Annotated in this window: 23 protein-coding genes; 14 read left to right on the top strand and 9 right to left on the bottom strand. The window is 47.2% G+C overall.

Annotated elements, in window-relative coordinates:
• The first annotated feature begins 114 nt into the window (after nucleotides 1-114).
• Entirely contained in the window at nucleotides 115-3,459 is a 3,345-nt protein-coding gene (locus tag ACEW9O_RS18190; protein WP_373551611.1) for a DUF4175 domain-containing protein, read from the top strand.
• A 75-nt stretch (nucleotides 3,460-3,534) separates the two neighbouring features.
• Here the strand turns inward: ACEW9O_RS18190 and ACEW9O_RS18185 are convergent, their stop codons facing one another.
• The 4 genes from ACEW9O_RS18185 to ACEW9O_RS18170 form a co-directional block, all read right to left on the bottom strand.
• The gene (locus ACEW9O_RS18185) at nucleotides 3,535-4,407 is read right to left on the bottom strand and encodes a helix-turn-helix domain-containing protein (RefSeq protein WP_373551610.1); all 873 of its coding nucleotides are present in this window, start codon (nucleotides 4,405-4,407) and stop codon (nucleotides 3,535-3,537) included.
• Between the two features lie 17 nt (nucleotides 4,408-4,424).
• Nucleotides 4,425-5,048 (bottom strand): pyridoxamine 5'-phosphate oxidase family protein, encoded by a 624-nt coding sequence (locus ACEW9O_RS18180; RefSeq protein ID WP_373551609.1) that lies wholly within the window; start codon nucleotides 5,046-5,048, stop codon nucleotides 4,425-4,427.
• Between the two features lie 4 nt (nucleotides 5,049-5,052).
• Nucleotides 5,053-5,466, bottom strand: coding sequence for a DUF1348 family protein (locus tag ACEW9O_RS18175; RefSeq protein ID WP_373551608.1), 414 nt, complete (start codon nucleotides 5,464-5,466; stop codon nucleotides 5,053-5,055).
• Between the two features lie 69 nt (nucleotides 5,467-5,535).
• The gene (locus ACEW9O_RS18170; RefSeq protein WP_373551607.1) at nucleotides 5,536-6,087 is read right to left on the bottom strand and encodes a carboxymuconolactone decarboxylase family protein; all 552 of its coding nucleotides are present in this window, start codon (nucleotides 6,085-6,087) and stop codon (nucleotides 5,536-5,538) included.
• 319 nt (nucleotides 6,088-6,406) lie between these two features.
• Between ACEW9O_RS18170 and ACEW9O_RS18165 the strand changes: the two genes are divergently transcribed.
• Nucleotides 6,407-6,976, top strand: coding sequence for a DinB family protein (locus tag ACEW9O_RS18165; RefSeq protein ID WP_373551606.1), 570 nt, complete (start codon nucleotides 6,407-6,409; stop codon nucleotides 6,974-6,976).
• A gap of 6 nt (nucleotides 6,977-6,982) precedes the next feature.
• A complete protein-coding gene (locus ACEW9O_RS18160) occupies nucleotides 6,983-7,678 on the top strand; it encodes a hypothetical protein (protein WP_373551605.1) in 696 nt (231 codons plus the stop codon).
• 109 nt (nucleotides 7,679-7,787) lie between these two features.
• On the opposite strand, the gene ACEW9O_RS18155 is transcribed toward ACEW9O_RS18160, so the two are convergent.
• Both ACEW9O_RS18155 and ACEW9O_RS18150 read right to left on the bottom strand, forming a co-directional pair.
• Nucleotides 7,788-8,720 (bottom strand): sugar phosphate isomerase/epimerase family protein, encoded by a 933-nt coding sequence (locus tag ACEW9O_RS18155; RefSeq protein ID WP_373551604.1) that lies wholly within the window; start codon nucleotides 8,718-8,720, stop codon nucleotides 7,788-7,790.
• A gap of 247 nt (nucleotides 8,721-8,967) precedes the next feature.
• Nucleotides 8,968-9,798, bottom strand: coding sequence for a hypothetical protein (locus tag ACEW9O_RS18150; RefSeq protein WP_373551603.1), 831 nt, complete (start codon nucleotides 9,796-9,798; stop codon nucleotides 8,968-8,970).
• Nucleotides 9,799-10,256: 458 nt separating this feature from the next.
• Between ACEW9O_RS18150 and ACEW9O_RS18145 the strand changes: the two genes are divergently transcribed.
• On the top strand, nucleotides 10,257-11,012 hold the full coding sequence (locus ACEW9O_RS18145; protein ID WP_373551602.1) for an SDR family oxidoreductase: 756 nt from the start codon (nucleotides 10,257-10,259) through the stop codon (nucleotides 11,010-11,012).
• Between the two features lie 80 nt (nucleotides 11,013-11,092).
• Nucleotides 11,093-11,680 carry a TetR/AcrR family transcriptional regulator gene (locus ACEW9O_RS18140; RefSeq protein ID WP_373551601.1) on the top strand — a complete coding sequence of 196 codons (588 nt, stop codon included), beginning with the start codon at nucleotides 11,093-11,095 and terminating at the stop codon, nucleotides 11,678-11,680.
• Between the two features lie 78 nt (nucleotides 11,681-11,758).
• Here the strand turns inward: ACEW9O_RS18140 and ACEW9O_RS18135 are convergent, their stop codons facing one another.
• Nucleotides 11,759-12,064, bottom strand: coding sequence for a DUF3817 domain-containing protein (locus ACEW9O_RS18135; protein ID WP_373551600.1), 306 nt, complete (start codon nucleotides 12,062-12,064; stop codon nucleotides 11,759-11,761).
• A 122-nt stretch (nucleotides 12,065-12,186) separates the two neighbouring features.
• A complete protein-coding gene (locus tag ACEW9O_RS18130; RefSeq protein WP_373551599.1) occupies nucleotides 12,187-13,101 on the bottom strand; it encodes a sugar phosphate isomerase/epimerase family protein in 915 nt (304 codons plus the stop codon).
• Between the two features lie 350 nt (nucleotides 13,102-13,451).
• Between ACEW9O_RS18130 and ACEW9O_RS18125 the strand changes: the two genes are divergently transcribed.
• The 9 genes from ACEW9O_RS18125 to ACEW9O_RS18085 all read left to right on the top strand — a co-directional run bounded on the left by ACEW9O_RS18125 (nucleotide 13,452) and on the right by ACEW9O_RS18085 (nucleotide 23,807).
• Nucleotides 13,452-14,681, top strand: coding sequence for a mandelate racemase/muconate lactonizing enzyme family protein (locus ACEW9O_RS18125; protein ID WP_373551598.1), 1,230 nt, complete (start codon nucleotides 13,452-13,454; stop codon nucleotides 14,679-14,681).
• Between the two features lie 95 nt (nucleotides 14,682-14,776).
• Entirely contained in the window at nucleotides 14,777-16,051 is a 1,275-nt protein-coding gene (locus tag ACEW9O_RS18120; RefSeq protein WP_373551597.1) for a M16 family metallopeptidase, read from the top strand.
• A gap of 197 nt (nucleotides 16,052-16,248) precedes the next feature.
• Nucleotides 16,249-17,286 (top strand): rod shape-determining protein, encoded by a 1,038-nt coding sequence (locus ACEW9O_RS18115; RefSeq protein WP_373551596.1) that lies wholly within the window; start codon nucleotides 16,249-16,251, stop codon nucleotides 17,284-17,286.
• An 84-nt stretch (nucleotides 17,287-17,370) separates the two neighbouring features.
• Nucleotides 17,371-18,222 carry a rod shape-determining protein MreC gene (gene mreC / locus ACEW9O_RS18110; RefSeq protein WP_373551595.1) on the top strand — a complete coding sequence of 284 codons (852 nt, stop codon included), beginning with the start codon at nucleotides 17,371-17,373 and terminating at the stop codon, nucleotides 18,220-18,222.
• Nucleotides 18,212-18,733: a hypothetical protein gene (locus ACEW9O_RS18105; RefSeq protein WP_373551594.1), complete on the top strand. Its 522-nt coding sequence runs from the start codon at nucleotides 18,212-18,214 to the stop codon at nucleotides 18,731-18,733. The genes mreC and ACEW9O_RS18105 overlap by 11 nt, the downstream gene beginning before the upstream one ends.
• Nucleotides 18,734-18,756: 23 nt before the next feature.
• A complete protein-coding gene (gene mrdA / locus ACEW9O_RS18100; RefSeq protein WP_373551593.1) occupies nucleotides 18,757-20,643 on the top strand; it encodes a penicillin-binding protein 2 in 1,887 nt (628 codons plus the stop codon).
• A 72-nt stretch (nucleotides 20,644-20,715) separates the two neighbouring features.
• Nucleotides 20,716-21,906 (top strand): CapA family protein, encoded by a 1,191-nt coding sequence (locus tag ACEW9O_RS18095; protein WP_373551592.1) that lies wholly within the window; start codon nucleotides 20,716-20,718, stop codon nucleotides 21,904-21,906.
• Between the two features lie 6 nt (nucleotides 21,907-21,912).
• Nucleotides 21,913-22,422 (top strand): type 3 dihydrofolate reductase, encoded by a 510-nt coding sequence (gene folA, locus ACEW9O_RS18090; protein WP_373551591.1) that lies wholly within the window; start codon nucleotides 21,913-21,915, stop codon nucleotides 22,420-22,422.
• A gap of 116 nt (nucleotides 22,423-22,538) precedes the next feature.
• Entirely contained in the window at nucleotides 22,539-23,807 is a 1,269-nt protein-coding gene (locus tag ACEW9O_RS18085; protein ID WP_373551590.1) for a DUF2851 family protein, read from the top strand.
• Between the two features lie 256 nt (nucleotides 23,808-24,063).
• Here the strand turns inward: ACEW9O_RS18085 and ACEW9O_RS18080 are convergent, their stop codons facing one another.
• A complete protein-coding gene (locus ACEW9O_RS18080; protein WP_373551589.1) occupies nucleotides 24,064-25,692 on the bottom strand; it encodes an NADP-dependent glyceraldehyde-3-phosphate dehydrogenase in 1,629 nt (542 codons plus the stop codon).
• Between the last annotated feature and the right edge of the window lie 29 nt (nucleotides 25,693-25,721).

Raw genomic sequence — 25,721 nt, 5'->3', positions numbered from 1 at the left:
GGTAAGTTAGCCGTCAGGAACGTGTGGAAATTTGGTTTTCACACGTTCTTTTCGTTATATTGTAGCGCAGGAGCGTGACTTGCTCCTGATTACTTGACTTTAAGTGAGGGATTTATGGCAATGCAAGACAATTACCGACTGTTGATTGAAAAGCTCGACGCTTTCATTCGCAAATACTATGTCAACAAGCTGATCCGTGGCGCGTTGTACAGCGTGGGCACGATCCTGGGCTTATTCCTGATCGCAGCAGTGTTGGAGTACTTTTACTATTTCGATACCACCGGGCGAAAAATCCTGTTTTATTCGTTTTTAGGCATCAGCGGCCTCGCGCTCGGCAATTGGGTCATTGATCCCCTCTTGCGCTATTTTCATTTGGGGCGGGTCATCAGCCACGAAAAAGCAGCTTCCATCATTGGTGAACATTTTACCAATGTCAAGGACAAACTGCTCAACATCCTCCAGCTCAATCAGCAAGCCAGTCAGGCTGATCACAAAGACTTGATCCTGGCGAGCATCAATCAAAAGTCGGAGGAAATCAAACCCGTTCCCTTTCAGGCCGCCATCAACCTGTCTCAAAACCGCAAGTACCTGCGTTATGCATTGCCCCCTCTCTTGGTACTCCTGGTTTTGTTGTTTGCAGCCCCCTCCGTCATCCGCGATAGTACCCAACGTTTGATCCAAAACGGCAAAGAGTTTTTCCGCCCTGCTCCGTTTGCGTTCAAGCTGGATGAAAAAAAATTGACCGTAGTTCAATACGAAGACTACGATCTGGCAATCAAAGTGGACGGCGCAATATTGCCCAATGACGTGTTCATCGTGGTTGACGACTATGAATACCGCATGAGCAAAACCAGCCCCAACGAGTTCAGTTACCGCTTCAATAAAGTTGAAAAAGACGTGCGTTTTACCCTCAGAGGTGGTGGCGTTGATTCCCGGAATTACCTGCTTGCGGTACTCAAAAAACCGAATATCCGCGATTTTCAGGTCAAACTCAATTACCCGGACTACATTGGCCGTACTGATGAGGTCTTGCAAAGCATCGGCGATCTGGTACTACCCGTAGGTACGCAGGTACAGTGGATTTTCAACACGGAATCAACCGAGGCCATCAAAATGCGTTTTTCGCGCAACAACAAATTCCAATTGGCCACTCGCCAGGGCGACGACCTGTTTTTGTTTGGCAAAAAAGCGATGTTGGATGAAACCTACAAACTGATCGTTTCCAATGCGGCCTTGCCCAAAGGAGACTCGGTGACTTATTCCATGACCATCATCCCGGATCAATATCCCGAAATTCGGGCCCAGGCTTTTGACGACAGCACCAATGCCAACGCCAAATATTTTGCGGGTGAAGCCAGCGACGATTACGGCTTGCGGGTACTCACTTTCAACTACCGCATCCGCAAAGCCAAGAGCGATCCTGGCCAATTGCAGTCCATTACCATCCAGCGCCCCGAAGGCAAAAGCACTACTTTTGACTACTCCTTCGACGCCATGGAAATGGACCTCAAACCCGGCGATGAGCTAAGCTATTACTTTGAAATTAAAGACAACGATGCCGTCAACGGCAGTAAAGCTGCGCGCACCGGGGTAATGGTCTTCTCCATGCCCACGCTGGAGGAAATGGAAAAACGCGCCGAACAAAACGACGACAAAATCAAAAATAACCTGAAAGATGCTTTGGCCGAAGCCAAAAAATTGCAGGAAGAAATCCGTCGTTTGCAGGAAAAACTCTTGCAAGAAAAAGACATCAATTGGCAGACCCGCAAACAATTGGAAAAACTGTTGGAGCGCCAAAAAGAACTGGAAAAACAAATCAAGGAAGCTCAAAAAGCTTTTGAAGAAAATAAGAAAAACCAGGAACAGCTAGGCGAAACGCCCGAAGAGACCAAGGAAAAGCAGGAAATGTTGGAACAACTCATGGAATCGCTGGAAGATCCAGAGATGAAGGAGCTCATGGAAAAAATCGAAAAACTCATGCAGGAAATGGAGAAAGACCAGGCCCTGGAAATGATGGAGGAGATGAAAGACCGCAATGAGCAGCGTGAGAATGAGTTGGAACGGATGGAAGAACTGTTCAAACAACTGGAACTGGAACAGGAAATCAACAAGGCCGCCGACAAGCTGGACGAGATGGCCAAAAAACAGGAAGAGCTGAGTGAAAAAACCGAGGATAAAAAAGAATCCAACGAACAACTCGAAAAAAAGCAGGAAGAGCTGACCAAAGAGTTGGAAGACCTGGAGAAAAAAATGGAGGACATCGAGAAGAAAAACGAAGAACTCGAAAATCCTCAAAAAATGGATGACCCCAAGGAAGGAATGGAGGACATCAAAAAAGACATGGAGGACAGTAAAAAACAACTGGAGCAAAACCAGAACAGTAAGTCCTCCAAGGCGCAAAAAAGCGCTGCCCAGAAAATGAAAAACAAGGCCAACAAAATGCGCTCCCAGATGAAATCCAATCAAATGGAATCCGTCCAGGAAGACATGAAAATGTTGCGCCAGTTGCTCGAAAACCTCGTGGGCCTTTCTTTCGATCAGGAAGACCTGATCAATGGTTTGAAAAAAACCGAGATCAATACGCCGCGTTATGTCCAACAAGTGCAGCGCCAGTTCAAAATCAAAGACGATTTCCGCGTAGCCGAAGATACCCTCAATGCCCTCAGCAAGCGGGTGTTCCAAATTGAATCTTTCGTTACCGAAAAAGTGGGCGAGATCAAGGTGAACATGCGCGAAAGCATTGAACTACTGGAAGAACGGGAAAAAGGTATGGCCTCCGACCGCCAGCAGCGCACCATGAAGGGCCTCAACGACCTGGCACTCATGCTCAGCGAAGTGCTCAACAACATGCAGCAACAAATGTCGGGCATGATGTCGGGTAGCCAAATGTGCCAAAACCCCGGCAAACAAAATCCAGGACAAGGCCAAGGCAATACCCCCAAGGATAAAATGTCGCCCGGGCAGGAAGGGCTCAACAAGGATATGCAAAATGCCCGCGAGAAGATGAACCAAAAGGATGGTCAGGGTGGCCCCAATGCCAAAGAATTTGCTCAAATGGCCGCCAAACAAGCAGCTATCCGCAAAGCCTTAGAGAAGCAGCAACGCAAAATGCAGCAGCAAGGCAAAGGCAGCAAAGAGGTACAGGACATCCTGGATCAGATGGACAAAACCGAAACTGAACTGGTCAATAAAAAGCTGAGCAACGAAACCCTCAAGCGCCAGCAAGACATCCTCACGCGCCTGCTCGAGCACGAAAAAGCCGAGCGTGAGCGTGAATTGGATGAAAAACGCAAATCGGATTCCGCCCAGGATTACCAGCGCAAATCCCCACCAGCCCTGGAGGAATACCTGAAAAAACGCCGCTCGGAGGTAGAGACGTATAAGACGGTTTCGCCAGCACTGAAGCCTTATTACAAGTCGTTAGTGGAAGAATATTTTAAGACGTTGAAGGGGGAATAAGCTCCTTTTCCGAATAATACAAAAAGCGCATAAGCAGTTGACCTGATCTTATGCGCTTTTTTTTTTACTACCCCCTCAAACCGCTGCTGCAAAACCCACGGTATCCCGATAATACTGGGGCGAAATATCCGCCCGTTTTTTGAAAAATCGACTGAAATAAAACTCGTCATCAAAACCCAGCTCATAGGCAATTTCTTTGATGGATTTAGCACTGAGGTAAAGTTCTCGCTTTGCCTCAATGACAATTCGGTCACTGATTAAATCCGTCAATGTTTTTTGAAAATAAGCTTTGGTGATTTTGGCCAAAGCTTTGGGTGTGATGTTGAGCATTTCCGCATAATCACTTGCCGAATGTTTGGTTCGGTAGTGGGCTTCAATGGCATCTTTTAACTTTTGCAGCACAAAAGGTTCTTTCACGCTCGGCATAGCTGCTTTGACTGTAGGTTGTTGATTGATTTTTAATCGGACAGCATTGATCAAAACAATTTTCAGGTAGGCAATCAACAACTCATATTGAGCCAGTTCAGCCTTTTGGGTTTCAGTCACCATCTGTTCGATCAGGCCTTCAAAATGGACAACATCCGACGCATCCAGATCGAGGTAGGGAACTTGATAAATGTTGTTGAATAAAAGCCCATTGCAGGCAATCTCTTGATGGTGTTTGAAAATGCAAAAAAACTCGGGATGGAAATTGATGGCCCAGCCTTGTAATGCACCCTCCGATTGCAACCGGTAGGGCTGATAAGGCGAAAAGGCCATTAAAGACGGTGCCGTCACCCGGTATTCCGTAAAATCAGCCGTCAAATGAGCATGACCGGATTTTATCAAAATGATGCTGAAGTAGTTGAGTCGTTGCAACGCTTCAAATGGGTCGGCATCCTCAAACGGAAATATCCGAAAAGCCAGGCTTCCCTTTTGGGGGTTAATCAAGGTATAGTGCGTGTGCATGTACATGAAAAATTGCGTTAAACCTGTATTTTTTGTGCTGCCCTCAGCTCCTTTACTTCCTTCTCCAGTGCCTCAAGATAAGCATGTTGGGGTGCAAATGCCGCTTGAATTTCACTCATGGTATAGCGGGGCGTAATGTGCTGGGGGCAATTCCAGTCGTAGGCCTGGATGTGGAACAACATCATGCGCTCTGGTCGGTGCGGATAATCACTCGGATCCAATTGCTGAAACAACGCCGGGTCATCTTTCAGTTCAACAATCCTAGCATCGGCGTACAGCTTAAGCCTGGCCTGCCGCGGGTAGTCTACCATGATTAAGGCGACCTGTGGATGGGTTTGCAGGTTACCCACCGTGATGTATTGCTTGTTGCCTTCAAAATCAACTATCCCTAGGGTATTGGCATCCAACACCTTGATGAAACCGGCCGGGCCGCCGCGGTGCTGGATATAAGGGTAGCCGTTCTCCCCAATACTCGACAGGTAAAAACTGTCACGTTCTGCGATGAACACAATTTCCTGTTCAGATAGCCCATTGCTGTGCCGGGATTCCGCCACGCGAGCATAGGTTCGGCGACTACCGTGTAGTTCTTGCAGTGCTTTTACGGCATCCGTAAAGGCCAGGGTCGCATAATTTTTTGCCATAACATTATATTAATTTTCGATCTTCTTCGGCAATGGCCAGGTCATTGATGCTGGCAAATCGTTTTTGCATGAGGCCATTGTCATCAAATTCCCAATTTTCATTGCCATAAGCTCTAAACCATTCTCCCGCCTGGTTTTGGTATTCATATTCAAATCTCACGGCGATTCGATGGTCGGTATGTGCCCAATATTCTTTTTTTAACCGATAATTCAGCTCTTTTTGCCACTTTTTGCTGAGAAAGGCAACGATCTCTGCCCGTCCATTGACAAATTCATTGCGATTGCGCCATTCACTGTCCGGGGTGTAAGCCAGCGAAACTCGTTCCGGGTCCTGGCTGTTCCAGGCATCTTCTGCCAATTGAATTTTTTGTTTAGCTGTTTCAAGGGTGAACGGAGGAAGGGGAAAACGCTTTTCCATGATTGTTGAATTAAAAAGGTGACCAAAATGCGCCCCAGCCAAGCACTCAGCTGGGGCGCAAGGGTTCATTTAGGCCTCAATCGCAGTCAAGGCAGGGGCTGCTGGAAAATCAACCGGAATTTTGGTCAAATTGTGCAGGTAGTTCATCACAATTTTGTCGGCGATCACTACAATCAGGTCTACCAGAGATTCCTGGCTATAACCCGCGGCAAAGAAAGCATCCAGCGGTGCTTCATCGCTCAAACGGCCTTTGTTTTCGGCAATAACTTTGGTCAATTGCGCGAGCGCATCCAGCTTGGCGTTGAAGGACGCATACCCACTGCGCAGTTCCAGTACTTGCTCATCGGTAAAGCCATTCATTTTACCAATAACGGTGTGGGCCGCCAAACAATATTCACAATCATTGACCTGACTTACCACCAGATTAATGACTTCTTTTTCTTTTTTGCTTAGAGAGGTTTTGGCGTTCTGGAGTTGCAAATAATTGCCAAGGGCATTCTTGGAATAGGCAATGGTTGCGTACAAATTGGGTACAAAACCAAGTGCTGCTTTTAATTGATCAAAAATCACTTGATTGCTTTCATTGACTTGATCACGGGTTGGAACATTGAACTGTGTCATTTTTTTTCTTTGAATGGTTAAAGAATGGAAATCAGCGGCTAAAGGAGCTTTCCATTTTCCCGCTGAATGATGACACAAAGTTCAGGTTTAATGCCCGGGGAAAGAATGTAGGATTGACGCCGGGGCATGGACGATTTTCCCTTTGAAGGGATTTTATTGGAGTTATTGGCAATTAATACAAGCACTGTTTCGGTGCTACGCACCTTAAACGTCACGCCTTGATCAAGGGCTACAGACGTTGCGCGGCTAAGCCGCTGGTCGTTTGAGCATAAATCGGGAACCTAGGCACCCTGTAATTTGTATACCTTCAAAAAACTCAATGGACATTAGTGCCCTTATTGCCAACATTCGAATCTTACACCAGCATACCTTTGCAGCCGTAGATACCTGGTTTGACAAACCTGCTAACCTGCGGGGCTACTCGCCTCTCAATGGTGGCTGGTCCATTGATCAAATCCTGGAGCACATCGGGTTGACCAACCATTTTCTCCTCATCCTCATTGATAAAGGGACCCAAAAAGCCCTCAATAAATCGACACAGGTGGATTTAGAAGATGCCTTATCTAGCTACAATTTCCTGCAAGAAAAACTGGATCAGGTTGGTGTTCATCTATCCTTTCCCTGGGTACGCCCCGAGCACATGGAGCCATTGGGCCACAAAACCCTGTTGGAGGTTCGTCAACAATTACAAGCTCAGCTTCAACAATGTCTGGATACGCTCGATCGCTTGAAAAATGGCGAAGGGGTGTTGTATCAAACCACCATGACCGTAAATGATTTGGGGAAAATTGATGTTTATCAATACCTTTATTTCCTGGCGCAGCATGCAAAACGACATGTGGGGCAAATGGAAAAAGTGGAACTAGAATTTCTAGCAATACCGAATTAAACAACAATGAACAAGCCAGAACTTATCCTTATCGGTTATTGGCACAGTCATTTGGAACCCCATTATCCAGATCCCGCCTGGTTTGTTGATCCAGACTGGGATATGGCAGAAAGAGACCAGGTGATTGTGCATTTAAATGCTGGACAGCCGATGCCCTATGCCTGGATGGGCCTCAGTTGGTGTCGCTTCCGTTGTGGGATCAACAACTTGGGGACAGGTGAATTCAGTGATGGAAAATACGTTTGGCCAGAAGGCCTTGTCCACTATCTGGAAACACATCAGCTCAGGCTACCACAATCTGTTGTAAGCGATTTTTTAACGCCATCCCATTTGAACCAAAAGGTAGACCTATCCAATGTGGTAATCAATGATGAATGGTGGCGGGCGCAAAAAGGCTGGAACCCACTTGGGAAATCCTTTCTCGATGAATTAGACTGGGGAATTGTGACTATTGAGCAAAAAGATCCTCGCTTCAAGCAGCAGCAGGAAAAATTACTACATGATTTTTTAGAGAAAGGTTATGGCGTGAAAAATAGATTGGCTCTGATTGAGGCGATTGTGGCTGGACAAAAGATGAACATCAAGGGTCGTCGATTTGTGGATTATGCTGGATTTGCAAAAAAGGCTGTAGAGATAGGTTTGGAAAGCTCTTTTGTAGAGCTCGGTTTGGATGAGTTTTTTGACCAAAGTGGGAGATTTTAAAAATGGTAAGACTTCGCACCTACGACCAGTGGCATTAGCCACTTAACGTCGATAGTAAGGGAACGAAGATCAATTTTAAGGTGCGTAGCACCGAAACTGCTGGCTGCTTCTACCCCAAAATCCCCCCAAACACGTCCCGGATCGCTGCCAGGTCTTTTACATGCGCCTTTACCGCATCCATGGTATGTGGCGACTTATCTTCCACACATTGTTCAATGACCAAATGTGGCTGCAATTTCAGTTTCTTCAACTCCGCGGCAAAGCGCCGATAATCAATGTCCCCATCGCCAAAAGTTTCCGACCAAACGCCATCGACCGACTGGCGGATGTGCAGTTCCACCACCCGTTTGCCATACAATTTCAGGACATCGAACACCGCCAGTTGCGAGTTTTGTGAACCCCGGTATACCCAATGCACATCAAAGCAGAAGGACATATTCAGTGGCGAAGTATTCAGCAGCATGTGGTGGAATTCGCGGGCACCCGCTTTCATTTCCACGTCGTGGGTATGGTAGGCCAGGGTGATGCCTTTTTGGCGCAAGGCCGCGCCCAGTTTATCTAAGCTAGCCGCTTGCAATTTCAACTCTTCGTCAGATTTTACCTCATCACCCCCCCAACGGATGGGCGTAGGATTGGTCACCATGATTTTCGTGCCCAGTTTTTTGACTTCATCGGCAATTGCCAATACCGAAGCGATTGACTTGGCTGCTTCATCCGCCTTGTGCAAAACACTGTTGACGTACACCGAAGGCATGGCGATTTGGTGCTTTTTGAGCACCGGGCCAAGCTTGGCAACCTCTTCGGGCGTGTTAAAACTGGGCTCGTAAGCCTTCAGGCCCGTTTTGGCAAAATCGGCGATGCAGGCATCCAGGTCTTCGCCCCATTTTTTATTGTCACGGCCATAAAAGGTAAACCAGTTGTAGGAATTGGCCGCAATGGGGGTAGGGTAGGAGGCAAACACCTCGGATTGGGTAGAACTCAATACCGTAGCGGCAGAGGCCCCGGCGACAAGATTGAGGAATTGGCGGCGATTGGGTGTCATGGTAGTGCGATTTGATTTTGGTCATCTAATGTATGAAAAATTGCACAAACATGATTCATCCCGAATTTTCAATGTAAAACCAAAGCGGCATTTTTATTAGCACAAAGAAAAAAAAAGAGGACTCAAAGGACACAAAGTTAGACGTTGACAGCGCTTCGCTTTGTGTTCTTTGAGTCCTCTTTTTTTCCTTTGTGCTAAAAAAAAATGTCGCTTTGGCAATGTTTAAAAATTGAGGCAACTCTTCTGCTTACAACTTAATCGTAAAAGTCTTCCCATTCAGCGTCAGCACCGCAACATTGTCACAAGTACCATCGCCGTAATCTACCTGAATGTCTTTGCCATTCAACTTCAACAACCCCAGGCCCTTGCTTACCCAGTAACAGTTGTTGGCCTTCACCAGGGGTTGACCGATGTTCCAGGTAACGACCTCGTTGTTGGGGAAAAGTACATCAATGTTGCCTGTCACATCGTACACGTCATCGCTCCAATCCCACCAGCTAGCATGGCCACGGGTTTGGTTAAAATCGTGAACGCCACTCCAGGTCCAGGTTTCGTTGTTGGTGTCGGTGATTTTTACCTTATCGGCTTTGATCTGGTAAACGCCAGCGGTGTTGGTGCTGCTGTTGCTAAAAGTGAATTTGCCATCCAGTTTTACCCCATCTTCGCTGTAATTCTCGTATTGCAAGGTTACCAGCGAGTTGGGTTCCCAGAGTTTGCCAACGACCATGGTCACTTTGCCACTTTTGTTTTTGCCGTCTACATCGGTACATCCTGTGCCGAAGTCAACCACTACCGTTTTCGGAAAAGTTGTTAAATCTTTAGGGGTGACCGTAATGGTGCCACAAGCACTGCGGATTTCGGGATTGCCGCTCACCAAGCCATCTACCTCAGCCGCTCCCCGGGTGGCAATGCCAAAAGAAGTACCAATCAATTGTTGGCTTTTGAGGGTACGCGTGGCCATTTCCACGCTTTCTTCTTCGCTTAGGTCTACTACATTTTCGTCTTTGGTACAAGCATTAAAAGTAAGGAGGAACAGGCCCATCAGGCCTAAAACGGAAAACCATGTTTGCTTAACCATTAGAAAGTTTTTTGGTTTTGAAATCGGTTTTTAAATAGGAGGACAGGGGCGATAAAAAAATAAGCGCTCATTTTGCCAAAGGATTAGATAAGTAAACGCTTCATTTCAAGTGTCTTATCTGATCTTTTGGCTCAAGAAAAATGAGCGCTTATTTTTGCCCCACTAAAAAGACGATTTCCGCTGGTGATTGTTACCGAGGTTTTAGGCTTTAACTTTTTTTTTAGGGTTTTTTAACTTATCGATTTTTCGGGATCAATTTTGAGCCAAAGCAAGGGACTTATAATTTATTTTTGATTAAAAATAATTGAAAAAAATGGCAAAAAGCGGGAAAATAATTTTGGAATGATCGTTCTGTAATTATATCTTTGTTGCATCATTCCGCTACACAAACCGTTGAGCGGTTTTTTTAAGCAAAATAACAGAATGATCATTCCAGAAAAAATTTAAACCATACCACAATGAGTAGATTAATCGGGAAAACAGCCCTCATCACTGGCGGGAACAGCGGCATTGGCCTGGCTACCGCCCATGAATTTATTGCCCAGGGGGCCAAGGTAATCATCATTGGCCGCAACAGAGCATCACTTCTCCAAGCCGTCGCTGAACTCGGTGCAGCTAGCATTGCCATCGAATGTGATGCTTCGAACCTGGAGGAAATCAAAGCGCTGCCGCAAAAACTTAGTGCTCAAGGTATTGAAAAACTCGATATTTTGTTCTACAATGCGGGTGTAGCTCAATTCGCTCCGGTCGCTGACATGAGCCTGGAAGTATTTGAAGCCAATATGAACATCAATTTCCGGGGTGCATTTTTCACTGTCCAGGCTTTATTACCCCGATTGAACGATGGTGCTTCGATCATCTTTAATGGTACTTTCCTGGGGCATGGCACTATGGCGGGCAACTCGGCCTATGGCGCTTCCAAAGCAGCCTTAATCCATTTGGCTAAAACACTGGGGGTGGAATTGGCTGTACGTCGCATCCGGGCAAACACGATTAGCCCCGGCGCGATTAGTACTCCAATCTACAATAAACTGGGTATGAACGAAGAGCAACTTGCCGCTTTTGCCGCTGGCTTCATTCCAAAAATCCCGATGGGCCGTTTTGGAGATGCCGCCGAAATTGCCAAAACCGTAGTTTTCCTCGCTTCGGACGATGCCTCCTACATCACGAGTGCCGAAATCCTGGTGGATGGTGGTACGGGAGTCTTGTGGTAGTCATACCGCAAAAAAAATTGCCTCATTTTGGAACAATTGTTCTGAAATGAGGTGTACTTTTGTGTAAAATCGCCTAATTTATGGCACGTAGCAAAGCATTTGACGAGGTAGAGGCGCTAGAAAAAGCCATGCATGTTTTTTGGAAAAAAGGTTATCACGCGACCTCGATGGAAGATTTGGTAACGGCCATGGGCATTAGCCGAGCCAGTTTATACGATACCTACGGAGACAAAAAACAGCTCTATATGGCGGCGCTAAAGCTTTTCCAGAGTCAATCACAACGCCAAAATTCCAGGGCGGTTGCTGCTTCTGGAAATAGCCCTAAGGCGCAACTTATGGCGGTATTGCAAACTAACCTCGAAGAGACCCTTGCCGATCCCGATCAAAGGGGCTGTATGATGGCCAATGCCACGGCTGAATTAGCGATCCTCGACGAAGATGTTTGCCAGTTTGCCCAAGGCAATATCTGTGCCGTTGAGGCTTTTTTTGAAAAACTTTTGCGCGCCGGTCAGGAGCAAGGAGAGTTTAGGCCAGACTTTGATCCCGGCGTGGCGGCTACTTTTTTACTCAACTATGTACACGGCATGCGTATCGTGTCCAAAACCAAACCTGACGCGGATAAAATGCGGATGGGGCTAGCGTTGGCGGTACAGGGATTGAGTATTTAGGGGGATCCAGTAGTACATGTCCAACGGATTCCCAATTTACAAGTCTCAATGTTGAAATAGGCTCAAATTGAAGTAGTCCTACGCTTTCCCTTCCTGCAAATAATGCTTATCTGCATAAAAATTTCCAAAGGGAATGACCGAAATCAACAGCAGGATTCCCACCTTCCAGAATTTCCAGCGGTACTCGATGCTGCAGAGGATCACGAGCAGGATGTACAGCACAAACAGCAGTCCATGCAATGAACCAAAATTGCGAACCGCCTGTGGGTACTGCCAGATGTACTTCAGTGGCATGGCGATGAACAGCAGAATCAAAAAGGACATACCTTCGGCGAAAGCAATAACACGCAAGCGCCCCAGTGGCGTTTTAAGTAGGGATAACATAGTGGGTGATTTTATTGAATAAAGGTGAGATGACTCCCTCATGCTGCAAAGTTAAGGGAGTCATTCGCTTATGTTGTTGTTATCGCCGTAAAATCATTGTCATTTTGGCTTGTGTCGGCTACTTACACTAGTGCCCGCAGCTTTTGCAGCCCGGTTTTTGCGACCAGCAGTGGATCCTGTTTCCAATAATCCCGGTTGAAGAGTTCAAGCGAGATGACCTTGGAGCCCCCCATTTCTTTCAACAATTGCACCACACCTTCAATTGGCGCATCACCGTCGCCGGGATAGATGCGATCTGCGTCGGTTTGTTCTGCAATAGGTTTATTGTTCACAAAATCATTGAAGTGGAAAATCTCCACGGTATCCCCTCTCAACAAATTCAGGCTATCAAAACCAGATCCGCCTCTGAACAAGTGGTAAATATCGGGCAACAAGCGGGCATCAGGATCGTTGGCGGCTGCAGCTACAGCTAATGCCTGCCCCAGGTGAAACAAGGTGCCCGAAGCACCCCAAAATTCCAATTGAGGCATTACCCCGGTTTTTCGACCCAAATCCAGCGCTTGTTTGTAACGCTCACCAGCTTTGAACAAATCCAGTGGTGGATCTTTTTTTACTCCGGCGGGTGGTGCAGCAATGCGTCTGCAACCAAGCTGTGCGAGGAGGTTCATTTCTTCTTCCAGTTGTTTGAAACCTCCTGCGCGTTGGGCATCGTCTTCCACCATCCAGGGGGCAAAAGCAATGGCGTCCTCTACAGTGATCCCCGCATCTTTGACCTTTTGAGCCAGTGCAGTCATGGTGCCACCTTCTTTGAGGTACGCGTTGAGATCGGGCAACCAAATCTCGATGCCATCGTAACCTGAGGCGGCAGCAATTTCAATGTACTTCACAATGCCCAATTTCTGGCCACTGATGGTACTGGTATTTAGGCAAAAGCGGAACTTGGTTTTTTTCAGTGCCGTACCTGCCAATAAGTCTACAGGCAAAACGGTGGCCATACCAGCAGCCCCTAATGTTTTAAGTATGTCACGTCTGTTCATCGCGAAAAAAGTGGATTGATGAATGTTCTAGTTTATGAATCGTAAAGCTAAGCTACATTTTTTATATTGGCGAATTAGGATTACAAAGCATTACCCAAAGTTGAACATGCATTTGCCACGGCTGAAAAGAAAGTACGGTTGAAAGAAAAAATCAACATTTATTTTTGCCCCACTACTAAGAGGTTTAGATCATTAATTTCTTGGTGCTTGTCGATCCATTGGTAAGGGGAATGTTTTGGACGAAAAGCGAGCTGTTTAAAAAATGATTAGTTTTGACAACTACTTTTTGTAGCGTTTCTGATGCATCGAAAGGCGATGAGCCTATTTTTCAAATTAAAATTCATCCATAAATGCAACGCCGTAGTTTTTTCCAAAAAGGCTTTATTGGGGCTACCGCTTTTGCGTTTTTGCCCCAATTCCGCGCTGAGGCAAGCCCTAATACGGAGCCTTTGCTCACGTGGCCAGTTCCCGACCTCAAGGCAGTCTTGCCCAATAAGGTACTGATAGACTCCATTGAACTACTCAAAGTAGATCAATATCTCCTGATGGTGGTGCGCAGCAATGGACAAATCGGCATTACACAATGCAACGACCGGATGCCCCACTTGGTATCCCTGTTAAAAGGTTTGGTTTTGCCTCATTTCATCGGATTTGATGCCCGTGATTTGGTACAACTCGTAGACAATGCCTACCGCTTGAACAGCAATTACAAGTACACCGGAATGCCCTTGTGGAACTGCATTGGTTCGGTGGAGATTGCCATATGGGATTTATTGGGGCGGATTGCCCAAAAGCCGGTTCACCAGTTGTTGGGAACGGCAGTTCGCAGCAACTATCCCGTTTACATTTCCGACTGGAGTCGGGAGGGTGATCCTGCCGCCATCATCGAAGTTTTGCAGGAAAAGTTGAAAGCAACAGGTGCCAAGGGAGTTAAAATCAAAATTGGGGGGCGTATGGTGAACACTCCCGAAAACGCTGCACAAACCAGGCGCTTTGTGCCCGCTTTGCGCAAGGGACTAGGCGATGCCATTACGATCTATGCCGATGCCAATGGTTCGTACAATGTCAAAGAAGGCATCGAAGCTGGTCGTTTGCTGGAGGATCACGGAGTGGCGATTTTCGAGGAACCCTGCAACTTTGAGGATGAAGAAGGTATGCGTCAGATCAACAAAGCGCTGAAAAAAGTGGTACTGGCTGGAGGAGAACAAGATTCTAGTCTTTTCCGTTTTCGTCGCCTGGCCCAAAATAAGGTTTATGACATATTGCAACCCGACCTATACTATAATGGTGGGATCATGCGCACATTACAGGTTTCAGCCATGGCCAGTCATTATGGGCTCAAAGGCATCGCTCCACACACGCCTAAAGCAGATCCGCTCATTGCCCCGTTTTGGCAAGTTGCTGCTGTAGCGCCTAATTTATTTGGTTTTCAAGAATTTGTGTACGATGCCAAATCCGTGAAGCCCACCTGGTATAGCAAAATTGAAGCCAAAGAGGGCGTAGTTGAAATCCCTACACGCCCTGGCTTGGGGATCGATTACGATCTAAGCATTCTGGCCAAAGCAGTGCGCATTGTTTAAAAACGAATCCCAATTGACTTTTCAATAATGCTTGTTTTACAACCCCTAAGCCCCTATATTTGCCCCCTATTTCAAAAACCTCTGTACAGTAACCTATGCCAAACCGTTCGAGAGCGCCCAAAATTAAAACCATCACCGACATTAAAATGCCGGAAATTCAAGAGTTGCGCTTGGATAACGGAATCCCTGTTTATGTCGTCGCCATGGGTACCCAGGAGGTACTCAAGGTGGAAGTCATCTTTAAGGGTGGCCGCCCATATGAGCACAAAAAACTGTCCTCACGCGCTACAAGTGCGCTCCTGCGCGAAGGCACTCAAAACTACAACTCGGCTGAGTTGGCCGAAAAACTGGATTATTACGGGAGTAGCCTCGCCATTCCTTACCATACCGATACGGCTAGCCTGACGCTGTTGTCCTTAAACAAACACTTCAATCATGTATTGCCCTTGTTGGGGGAGGTGATCAAAACCCCTAGTTTCCCGGAACACGAACTACAGGCTTTCATTCAGCGCAGTGTGCAACATTTGCAAGTAGACCTGAGCAAAAGTGATGTAGTAGCCTATCGCCAAATTACCGAGATGTTCTTTGGCCCCGAACACCCTTATGGCTACAACAGCACTGCTGAAACGTATAACCAACTCACCCGGGAGGATTTGTTGCAGCACCACAGCAGTTTGTTTACCAAAGACAATTGCCTCATCATCATCAGTGGGAAAGTGACCCCGGAGGTACTCGAACAACTGAATGAACAATTGGGGCATGGTATTCCCAGCGGTGTAATCCCTGAACCCAGTTTGATCCTCGAGGAAGCTCCACCCCAACACTTGTTGATTTCCAAGCCGGACAGTTTGCAGTCGGCCATTCGCATCGGCTTTCGCACCTTCGATCGGCATCATCCCGACTTTTTTGACCTTTCCATCCTCAATGTGATTCTGGGGGGCTACTTTGGCTCACGCCTGATGACCAATATCCGGGAAGAAAAGGGTTATACCTACAACATTTATTCTACCCTCGATGCCATGCAATTTGATGGTTGCTTTTACATAGGAACCGAGGTGGGCAATGAGTTTGTCGCGGACACACGCACCCAAATTTATTTGGAAATGGACCGCTTGCGTGAGGAACTCGTGGACGAAGATGAACTGGAAATGATGCGCAACTACATCCTGGGCAATTACCTGACCATGATCGATGGGCCATTCAATGTGGCGGAGTTGCTGCGCCTCCTGGTGACCGAAAATTTGCCCTTTACGGAGCTACAAGACTCGGTAGATCTTACTTTGGCCGTTACGCCTGAATCCATTCAAGCCATGGCGCAAAAGTATTTGATCCCCGAGAAAATGAGCGAAGTAATCGTGGGCAAAGCCTAAATAACCAATTCGGACCATTTTTTCAGGGTTTGATCAAAAAAATTTGGTTAAGCAGGGCCGAACATGCATTAATGTCGCTAAATTTTCTTTCTTTTGCGAGCATGAAACGCCAGCGGTATACCAGCTGTTTGATCAGAATCAAGCTTTAAGGAGCGCGTTTGACATAATTTACAAAAACTCTTAGGTAAGGAAAATTAATGAAGCTGTTCAGTTTTTTTAGACAAGAACTCGCCATAGACCTTGGCACTGCCAATACCCTGATCATGCAAAATGATCAGATTGTTGTGGACGAACCTTCAATCGTGGCCATCAATCGCAAAACGAACGAAACCATTGCGGTTGGTCGTCGAGCGATGCAAATGCACGAAAAGACCCACGAGAATATTAAAACCGTTCGCCCACTGAAAGATGGAGTAATCGCCGACTTTCAGGCGGCTGAAAATATGATTGAAGGGTTCATCAATATGATCGATGGCCGTCGTCGCTTTTTTTCCCACATGAAAATGGTCATTTGTATTCCTTCGGGGATCACAGAAGTGGAAAAACGCGCGGTATTTGACTCTGCCGATCACGTAGACTCCAAAGAAACCTACCTGATTCATGAGCCAATGGCTGCTGCACTCGGGATAGGTCTGGATGTGGAAGAGCCCGAAGGCAACATGATCATCGACATCGGTGGGGGTACTACCGAAATTGCGGTGATTGCCCTTTCCGGGATCGTATGTGATCAATCGATTCGGATTGCTGGTGATGAATTCACCAACGATATCGTGAGCTATATGAAGCGCCAGCACAACATCTTGATTGGTGAACGGACGGCTGAACAAATCAAAATTCACGTGGGCTCCGCCCTGCATGAATTGGAAGAAGATCAAGCCCCCGAAGATTTTGCCGTAAATGGCCGGGATTTGATGACGGGTATCCCCAAACAAATCAAGGTAGGTTACCGCGAAATTGCCCACTCGCTGGATAAATCCATCTCCAAAATTGAAGATGCGGTACTCAAAGCCCTGGAATCTACTCCACCAGAGTTGGCCGCCGATATTTTCAGAAGAGGTTTATACCTAACTGGTGGCGGTGCGCTGCTGCGTGGTTTGGACAAACGCATCTCCTTAAAAACCAAACTTCCCGTTCAGGTTGCCGATGATCCATTGCGCGCAGTGGTTCGGGGAACGGGCATTGCGCTCAAAAATACCGATCGTTTTTCCTTTTTGATCGATCGCAAAAGTGTGTGATTTACAGTGTGTAAGGTTGTTTTGATGCATTAAAATGCAGCATCAAAACAACCTTATTCCTCACCCGCGAGTTCCAATCACCACATGAATACTTTCCTGCAATTACTCAATCGGGTCAATTCCCGGGTTTTGTTTTTTGTGCTGCTGTTCGTTTCGCTTTTTCTGATTGTTCGGAACAACGAAGCGCAGGGTAAGATTTTTTTGAATTCGGCAGGAAGGGTGACTGGCTTTTTTGGCAGCGGTGCTACCGCCATAGGGAGCTACTTCAACCTCCGCAGGGAAAACGAAAAATTGCAACACGAGATCAGTGTGCTGCGTGGGCAATTGGCCAAGGATCAGTACAATACCCAAGTCAGTATCGATACTTTACAACGGGTGCTCGACAGTACCCGCATCCAAATTTACAAGTACATCGAAGCTACCGTAGTCAATAATTCCGTGGATAAACCCAAAAACTACCTCACCTTGAACCGGGGCCGTTACCACGGGGTAAAGGAAAACATGGGGGTAATCACCGCCGACGGAGTATTGGGGGTTGTCAGGTACGTATCGAAGTATTATTGCATTGTTATGTCCGTTTTGCATACCGATTCCCGGGTAAGTGCGCAAATTCGCGGCGTAGACAAAGGTTTTTATGGTTCTCTGGTTTGGCGAGGTAAAGACCCTCGCTTCATGCAATTGGTCGATATTCCTAAGCACAACAAAATTAGCTCTAAGGAAGACGTTGTAGAAACCACTGGCTTTTCCACATATTATCCACCCGGGGTGACGATCGGCAAAGTGTTTTACCACAGCATCCCACCCGGATCCAGCAACCATTTGATTCAGGTCAAACTGAATACCAATATGGCAAACGTGCGCTACGCTCAAATTGTAGTGAACGTACATGCCGATGAAATCAATCAACTAGAAGCACGCGCCAAAGATGAACAGTAGCTCGACATTGCGCATTTCGCTAAAATTCATCATCATTTGGATCCTCCAAATCATTGTGCTAAAGCAGGTACAGTTTTTGCCACTGGGTTCTTATTATTATGAAGCGTTTGTGTATCCTTTGTTCATTTTATTGCTCCCTTTTGGCATGCATGTCAACAGGTTGATGCTCATTGCATTCTTTTCGGGGCTCTTGATCGACGCTTCCTACAATACCTTGGGTGTACACACGGCGAGTGCAGTTGTGTTGGCTTTTGCCCGGCCCTATATTTTAGCCTTGGTTTTGCCTCGTGGAATCGATGAGGCATTTACACCGTCGTTAGGGAGGCTAAAATTCCTTCCATTTTTGCGCTACGTGATCTATTCCTTTTTGGTGTATTTGCCTTTTTACTACATAATGGTGTTCTTTTCACATGTATTTATCGTGGAAATCATCGTTAAAAGTCTACTCAGTTTTATAGTTTCCGTTTTTTTTACCCTAATTTTAGCAGGTATATTAAACGGTTTAGATTAACTCATTTTTCATAAGATAGCGCTATGGATATCGGCAGCAATCGTCAGCAGGTCATACAGGTGGTATTCATCGTTGCAGCAACTTTGCTTCTGGCTAGGGCTTTTTACTTGCAGGTCATCAATGGAGAGTTCAAATCTGGTGATAAAATCACTGGTGCTGTAGCCCGTTTTCCTATTTATCCGGCACGGGGTTTGATTTATGACCGCACCGGAAAATTACTGGTAGTCAATAATCCCATGTATGACCTGATGCTCACGGTGGATGCAATGGATAAAAACATCAATGTAGGGCGCTTTTGCAAACTGGCGGGCATGACCCGCGAAGAGTACAAAAAAGCGCTGGATAAAGACTTCAAAAGTGGTCGTTTTTCTCGATCCGTTCCCTTTGTATTTAAAAGTAAAATTTCTGCTGAGGCGTTCGCGCGTTTTCAGGAAGCGCTGCCCGAATTTCCCGGCTTTGAAATCGTCCTGCGCAACGCCCGTCAATACCCGGCGCCAGTGGCTGCACATTTGTTGGGATACATTCGCGAAGTGGACAGGACCGAGGTGGAAACCAAGTCCGACATCTATGCCCCTGGTGACTACATCGGAGCAAGTGGACTAGAAAAAACTTACGAGAATGAGCTGAGGGGTAAAAAAGGCGTCGCTTTTGTGTTGCGCGATAAATTGGGACGTTATGCTGGTTCCTACCGCAATGGCAAAGACGATATTCCAGTAGTGCCTGGTCAAGACCTTAGAACCACCGTCGATTTGGACCTCCAGCAATACGCCGAGCACCTGCTCAGCAACAAACGTGCAGGTCTGGTCGCCATTGAACCCAGGACCGGAGAAATTCTGGCCATGGTGACCACGCCCAACTACGACCCCAACGAACTCACCATTACCAACAACGCCCGCGGCGACGTGTATAAAAAACTGGCTACCGACCCCAATATTCCTCTGTTCAACCGGGCGGTAATGGCGCAGTATCCTCCAGGGTCTATCCACAAAACGATTTTGGCCCTGATTGGCCAGCAGATTGGCATATGGAACGAAGATCGGGGCGTGAGCTGTGCCGGGGGCTACTTTGCACCCGGTGTGCGTTTGGGTTGTCACCGACACGCCCATTGTAGTGATTTGCGTGCAGGCATCCAACATTCTTGCAATGCCTATTTTGTAACCCTGTTTCGTGCCATTGTCGACATGAATGGGTATCGCCATCCCAATAAGGGCCTGGATACGATCAACCATTACCTGAATAAATTTGGTTATGGCCGCAAACTGGGGGTTGACTACCCCGGTGAACAAGCGGGCCGCTTTCCTACATCCGCTTTTTTTGACCGTTGGTATGCACGCGACGGTCAGTGGAAATCGATTTGGATTCGTTCCTTGGGCATTGGGCAAGGGGAATTGTTGTGTACCAATATCCAGTTGGCCAACCTCGCCGCTACCATCGCCAACCGTGGCCATTATTATACCCCGCACTTCCTCAAGGCTTTTGGTGATTCCTCCCTAACTACCCGGAGCACTTTCCGTACCAAAAATGAAGTGGGAATCGAACGCAAGTACTTCGAACCCGTAGTGGATGGAATGGAACGGGTTACCATAGCGGGTACCGCCCGTCGGGCCTTTATCCCGGATATTGCTATTTGTGGTAAAACCGGTACTGCTGAAAACAGCTCAGGGGAAGACCACTCGATCTTTTTCTGTTTTGCCCCAAAAGACAATCCGCGCATTGCCATTGCGGTGTATGCCGAAAACGCTGGTTTTGGGGGCTCCGTTGCGGCACCCGTGGCCAGTTTGATGATTGAAAAATACCTCAAAGGGGAAATTCGGACGCCAGCTCGCCGGGAAATGGAAAAACAGGTCTTGAAAAAGGACTACATCATTCGGGAAGTTCCTGGGAAAAAAGGCAAATCAAGCCAACCTTAGTAGTGCCATAAACATACAATCCCTTCGGGATTGCCATTTGATTTGAGTTAATTGGCTTAATTTTAAGTATTTATGAAGAATTTTTTGCTGTTTTTTACCCTGTTTGTTTTAGGCGTTACGCTTTCTGCTCAAGACAAGCTCAAAATGATTTTTGTAGGCGACATCATGGGGCATGGCCCCCAAATTGAGTCTGCCGCCATCGAAGCCAATAAACTCTACGATTATTCCCCTTGTTTTCAGTTCCTCAAACCCTTGTTGGAGCAATCCGACCTGGCCATCGGCAACCTGGAGTTGACCTTGCCGGGTAAGCCGCCTTATACGGGTTACCCGACCTTCAAGAGCCCGGATGAATTGCCCTTGGCCTTGCGCGCTGCGGGTTTCGACTTGTTGGTCACCGCCAACAACCACTCCAACGATGGGGGCCTGATCGGGGTGCAAAACACCATCAAAACCCTGGAAAAAAACGGATTTTATCAAACGGGTACCTTTATCGATTCCTCGCATCGGGCGGCCCTGTACCCATTGATTGTATACAAAGGCAACTTTAAACTGGCTTTTCTCAATTATACCTACGGTACCAACGGCATCCCCAACCACAAGCCCAGCGTGGTGAACCTCATCGACGAGAAAGCCATTAAAGCCGACATCGATGCGGCCAAAGCCCATAAACCTGATGCCATCATCACCGTAGTCCATTGGGGTGATGAATACCAGCTGGCTGAAAACGAACGCCAACGCGCCCTGGCTCAAAAAATGCTCAGTTGGGGTTCTACCATGGTCATTGGTGCCCATCCTCATGTGGTGCAACCCATCAAAAACTATCCCTTGCAGGAAGCCGATGGCAGCACCCGCAATGGACTGGTGGTGTATTCGATGGGGAACTTCATTTCTGCTCAAACCAAAACTTATACCGACATTGGTTTGATGGTGGAAATTGAATTAGAAAAAAAGAACGGCGGTCAGGAATCAGCGGTCAGCAGTCAGCCATCAGCCATCAGCAGTCCGCAAACGGTAATCAGCAAAGTGGAGTACATTCCGGTATACCGCTACATCTATCGCCCGGCTGCGGGTAAACCTGTTTACATGACCGTGCCAGTGGCCGCTTTTGAAAATGGGGAAATGCAAGCCCAGCAACCCATGCCCGAAACTACCCGCGCTGCGATGAAACAAAGTGCGGATGTGATTCGCAAAAACTTGACGCAACATGGTGCCATAGAACGTAAAGTGAGTGCCAAAGAGATTACTATTCCTACCGAAAAATAAACGCCCGTGATCGTATCCACCATCGTCGCCGCCGCTAAAAATCGCGTCATCGGGATGCACAACCAAATTCCCTGGTATTTGCCTGCCGATTTGAAATACTTCAAAAGGACTACCCTGAATCACCACGTGATCATGGGGCGCAATACTTTTAATTCGATTGGGCGTCCACTGCCCCAACGGACCAACATCGTCGTGACCCGCGACATCTTTTTTGTGGCTACCGATTGTATGGTGGTACACTCCGTGGACGAGGCCCTGGAATTGGCTTACGACAATGGGGAAAGCGAGGCTTTTATCATTGGCGGCGGACAGATTTACGAACAAAGCCAGGATTATTGGGATAAAATTTACCTCACCGAAGTTGATCTGGAACCGGAAGGGGAAGTTTTTTTTCCAAAAATTGAGCCCAAGGAATGGCGCCTGACGTTCAAAGAGGCCCATAAAGCCGACGACAAAAACGAAATGGACTACATTTTTAAAATCTACAACCGGATTGAAAGCAAAGAAGAAGTGTGAGGATTTGCTTTTTAAAAAATAAGTTTTAAATTTGTAAGCAATACGGCACTTTTGTGCATTCGATCCACCCTTAACAACAATGATTCTCAGGTTATTCATCTTTTAACCTTGAGAACATGACTGAAGATTTTCTCCATTACGCCTGGCGTTACCAGCATTTTAATTCCAACCATTTACAAACGACCCAAGGTCAAAACTTGACCATTCTGGCTATTGGTGAGCACAACCGCCACGCTGGCCCCGATTTTCTCAATGCACGCCTCCGGATTGAGGATACCTATTGGGCGGGCAATGTAGAGGTACACCTTAAAGCATCGGATTGGTTGTTGCATCGGCATGAGAAAGACCCTGCTTATGCCAATGTCATCCTGCATGTCGTGCTGGACGAAGACCAGGCCATTTACGATCCAAATGGCGAGCGCATTCCGTGTCTGGAGTTGCGTCGCTTGCTCGATCCCAACCTTTGTAGCGCTTATTACCGCATGCTCAACAACAACTTGTGGGTTCCTTGTCAAAACCATTGGCAAGAGGTAAAAACGCTAAGTGTCAAGTTGTGGCTGGAACGGGTAATGGTTGAACGTTTGGAGGCCAAAACCGAACTTGTCAAACGATTTTTGGACTTCAATCAGGGAGATTGGGAAGAGGTTTGTTACCAATTGTTGTTGCGCAATTTTGGCCTCAGTGTCAACCTGGACCCCTGCGAACAGGTGGCCCGCAGCTTGCCCCTCAAACTCATTGGCCGCCATCGGGATAATTTGCTGCAAATTGAAGCCCTGCTTTTTGGTCAGGCGGGTTTGTTGGAACCCGATTTTGTGGAAAAATACCCGCAGCAATTGCAAGGCGAATACCGTTTTTTGCGCCAGAAGTATGGCCTGGAGCCAATGGCCGCCAGCAATTGGAAGTTTTTGCGGATGCGCCCTGCCAATTTTCCCACGATGCGTCTGGCTCAATTTGCGGTGCTCTTGTACCAAGGTAGCAACCTTTTTAGCAAAATTTTAGCTGCTCAGGATGTCGAAGAACTGGCGAATTTGTTCAGTGTTACTTTGCATGGGTACTGGTCGGAACACTACACCTTCGACAAGCCTTCGACCCGCAAATTGAAGCACCTTGGGAGCAGTTTTATCGAGCTGCTCATTCTGAATGCCTGCATCCCACTTATCTTTTATTATGGGATGTACACCCAGGACTCAAAGTATTGTGACAAAGCCCTGCGCTTCTTACAAGAGCTCCCCCCAGAGGCGAATCACATCATTGATGGCTGGAAAAAATTGGGCTTTGAACCTGAAGACGCCGGACAAACCCAGGCCTTGATCCATTTGAAACGCATGTATTGTGATCAGCGGCAGTGTTTGCATTGTGCGGTGGGGGCGGCAATTTTGAAGTGAAAATCACCAACCATTTAGCAAAAAAGATTCAAAACTAAAGCGACATTTTTTTATCACAGAGGAAAAAAACAAGGACACAAAGGACACAAAGCGAAGCGTTGTCAACATCTGACTTTGTGCTCTTTGTGTCTCTTTGTGTTTTCTTTGTGATAAAAAAATGTCGCATTGGAAATTTTCTGAAATTCAGAATGTGTTTGTTCTTAGTAGTGGGGCAAAATGAACTTATTTTTTTATCGCCCCTTAGTGGCTATATTTTTTAAAAAATAAACTTCGTAGACAAAAACTGCGACTTGTGCCCCTCCACAATTTCGTTCAAAATCTCTTTGTTCTTCTCGGTCTCCTTGGTAGCGACAATGGTACGGATGGAAAAAGCCCGAATCGCATCTTCCACCGAAAGGGTACCCTCGGCAGAGTCCTTGCGCCCGGTGAAGGGGAAGGTATCCGGCCCACGCTGGCATTGCGCATTGATGTTTACGCGACTTACGAGGTTGACCAGTTGATCCACCAGGTGGGCGATTTCATCGGGATCATTGCCAAAGATGCTGACTTGTTGGCCGTGTGGGGAGTCGATCAGGTATTGGATCGGCTCTTCTACACTGGCAAAAGAAGATACAGGTACGACCGGACCAAATTGTTCCTCACGGTAAATTTTCATCTCGTCAGTGACGGGGTAAACCACCGCTGGGTAGAAAAAGGATTCGTGAATGGTGGCGCCGCCTTCATTCATCACCCGAGCACCGTGTGCTTTGGCATCTTCGACCAAATCCAGAAGGTAAGCTGGTTTGTTGGGCTCGGGCAGTGGCGTGATCGCAACCCCTTTTTGCCAGGGCATGCCAAAAGGCAATTGATTCACTGCGGCTGAAAAGCGCTCCAGGAACTTGTCGGCAATGTTGCGGTGCACCAGGATGATTTTAATGGCTGTACAACGCTGGCCGTTGAAAGACAAGGAGCCCAGGATACATTCCCGCACCGCCAAATCGATGTCGGCATCTTCCAGAATGATGGCCGCGTTTTTGGCGTCCAGTCCCAATACAGCCCGGAGGCGGTTGACCTTCGGGTGCATTTTTTTCAAGTCATTCGCTACCCGACTTGAGCCAATCAGGGTCAGCACATTGATTTTGCCCGATTGCATCAAAGCGGGAACCACTGTTCCACCGCGCCCATACAAAGTGTTCATCACACCCTTAGGGAAGCAGTCGCGGAAGGCCTCCAACATGGGGTAATGCAAGAGCGTACCGTGTTTTGGAGGTTTGAACAGAATGGTATTCCCCATCAGCAGGGCAGGAATCAACATCGTATAAGTCTCGTTCAAGGGGTAGTTGAAGGGGCCCATACAGAGTACCACGCCCAGCGGCGAGCGCCGAATTTGACCAATGATCCCTTGCTCAATGCGGAAGCGCGAAGAATTACGGTCGAGCTCTTTGAGCATGTCGATGGTATCGTAGATGTATTCCACCGTGCGGTCAAATTCCTTGGTAGAGTCCGCAATGGATTTACCAATCTCATACATCAGTAGGTTGACAATCAAATCTTTTTGCTCGATCATCCGACCGATGAATTTTTCCATACATTCGATCCGCTCACCAATCGGCATGGTTGGCCATTCGCCCCGACCATTGTCGAAAGCGTGTACGGCAGCTTCCAGCGCGGCATCGGCTTCAGCTTGTCCAGCTAAGGGATAACTGCCGATGTGGAGTCGTTTCAGCCCATCGGGTGTGTGAACATGTACGGGTGAATACACGTCTTGCACTGTACCTGACCAGGGAATCATTTGTCCATCGATCAGCATTTCGCGCTGGTGAATGGGGGCACTCAGCCTATTTTCCTCAGGAATGCCATTTTCTTCCGGGAATAGCTGGGTAATCTGGTGCGCTAAGGTGTTCATTGTTTGGGTGTTATTATAAGTTGACTTTC

Origin of the sequence: Haliscomenobacter sp. (assembly GCF_041740695.1) — a bacterium.
Classification (GTDB): domain Bacteria; phylum Bacteroidota; class Bacteroidia; order Chitinophagales; family Saprospiraceae; genus Haliscomenobacter.
Note: the sequence above shows the minus strand (reverse complement) of the source record. Positions and strands in the feature narration are given on the sequence as shown.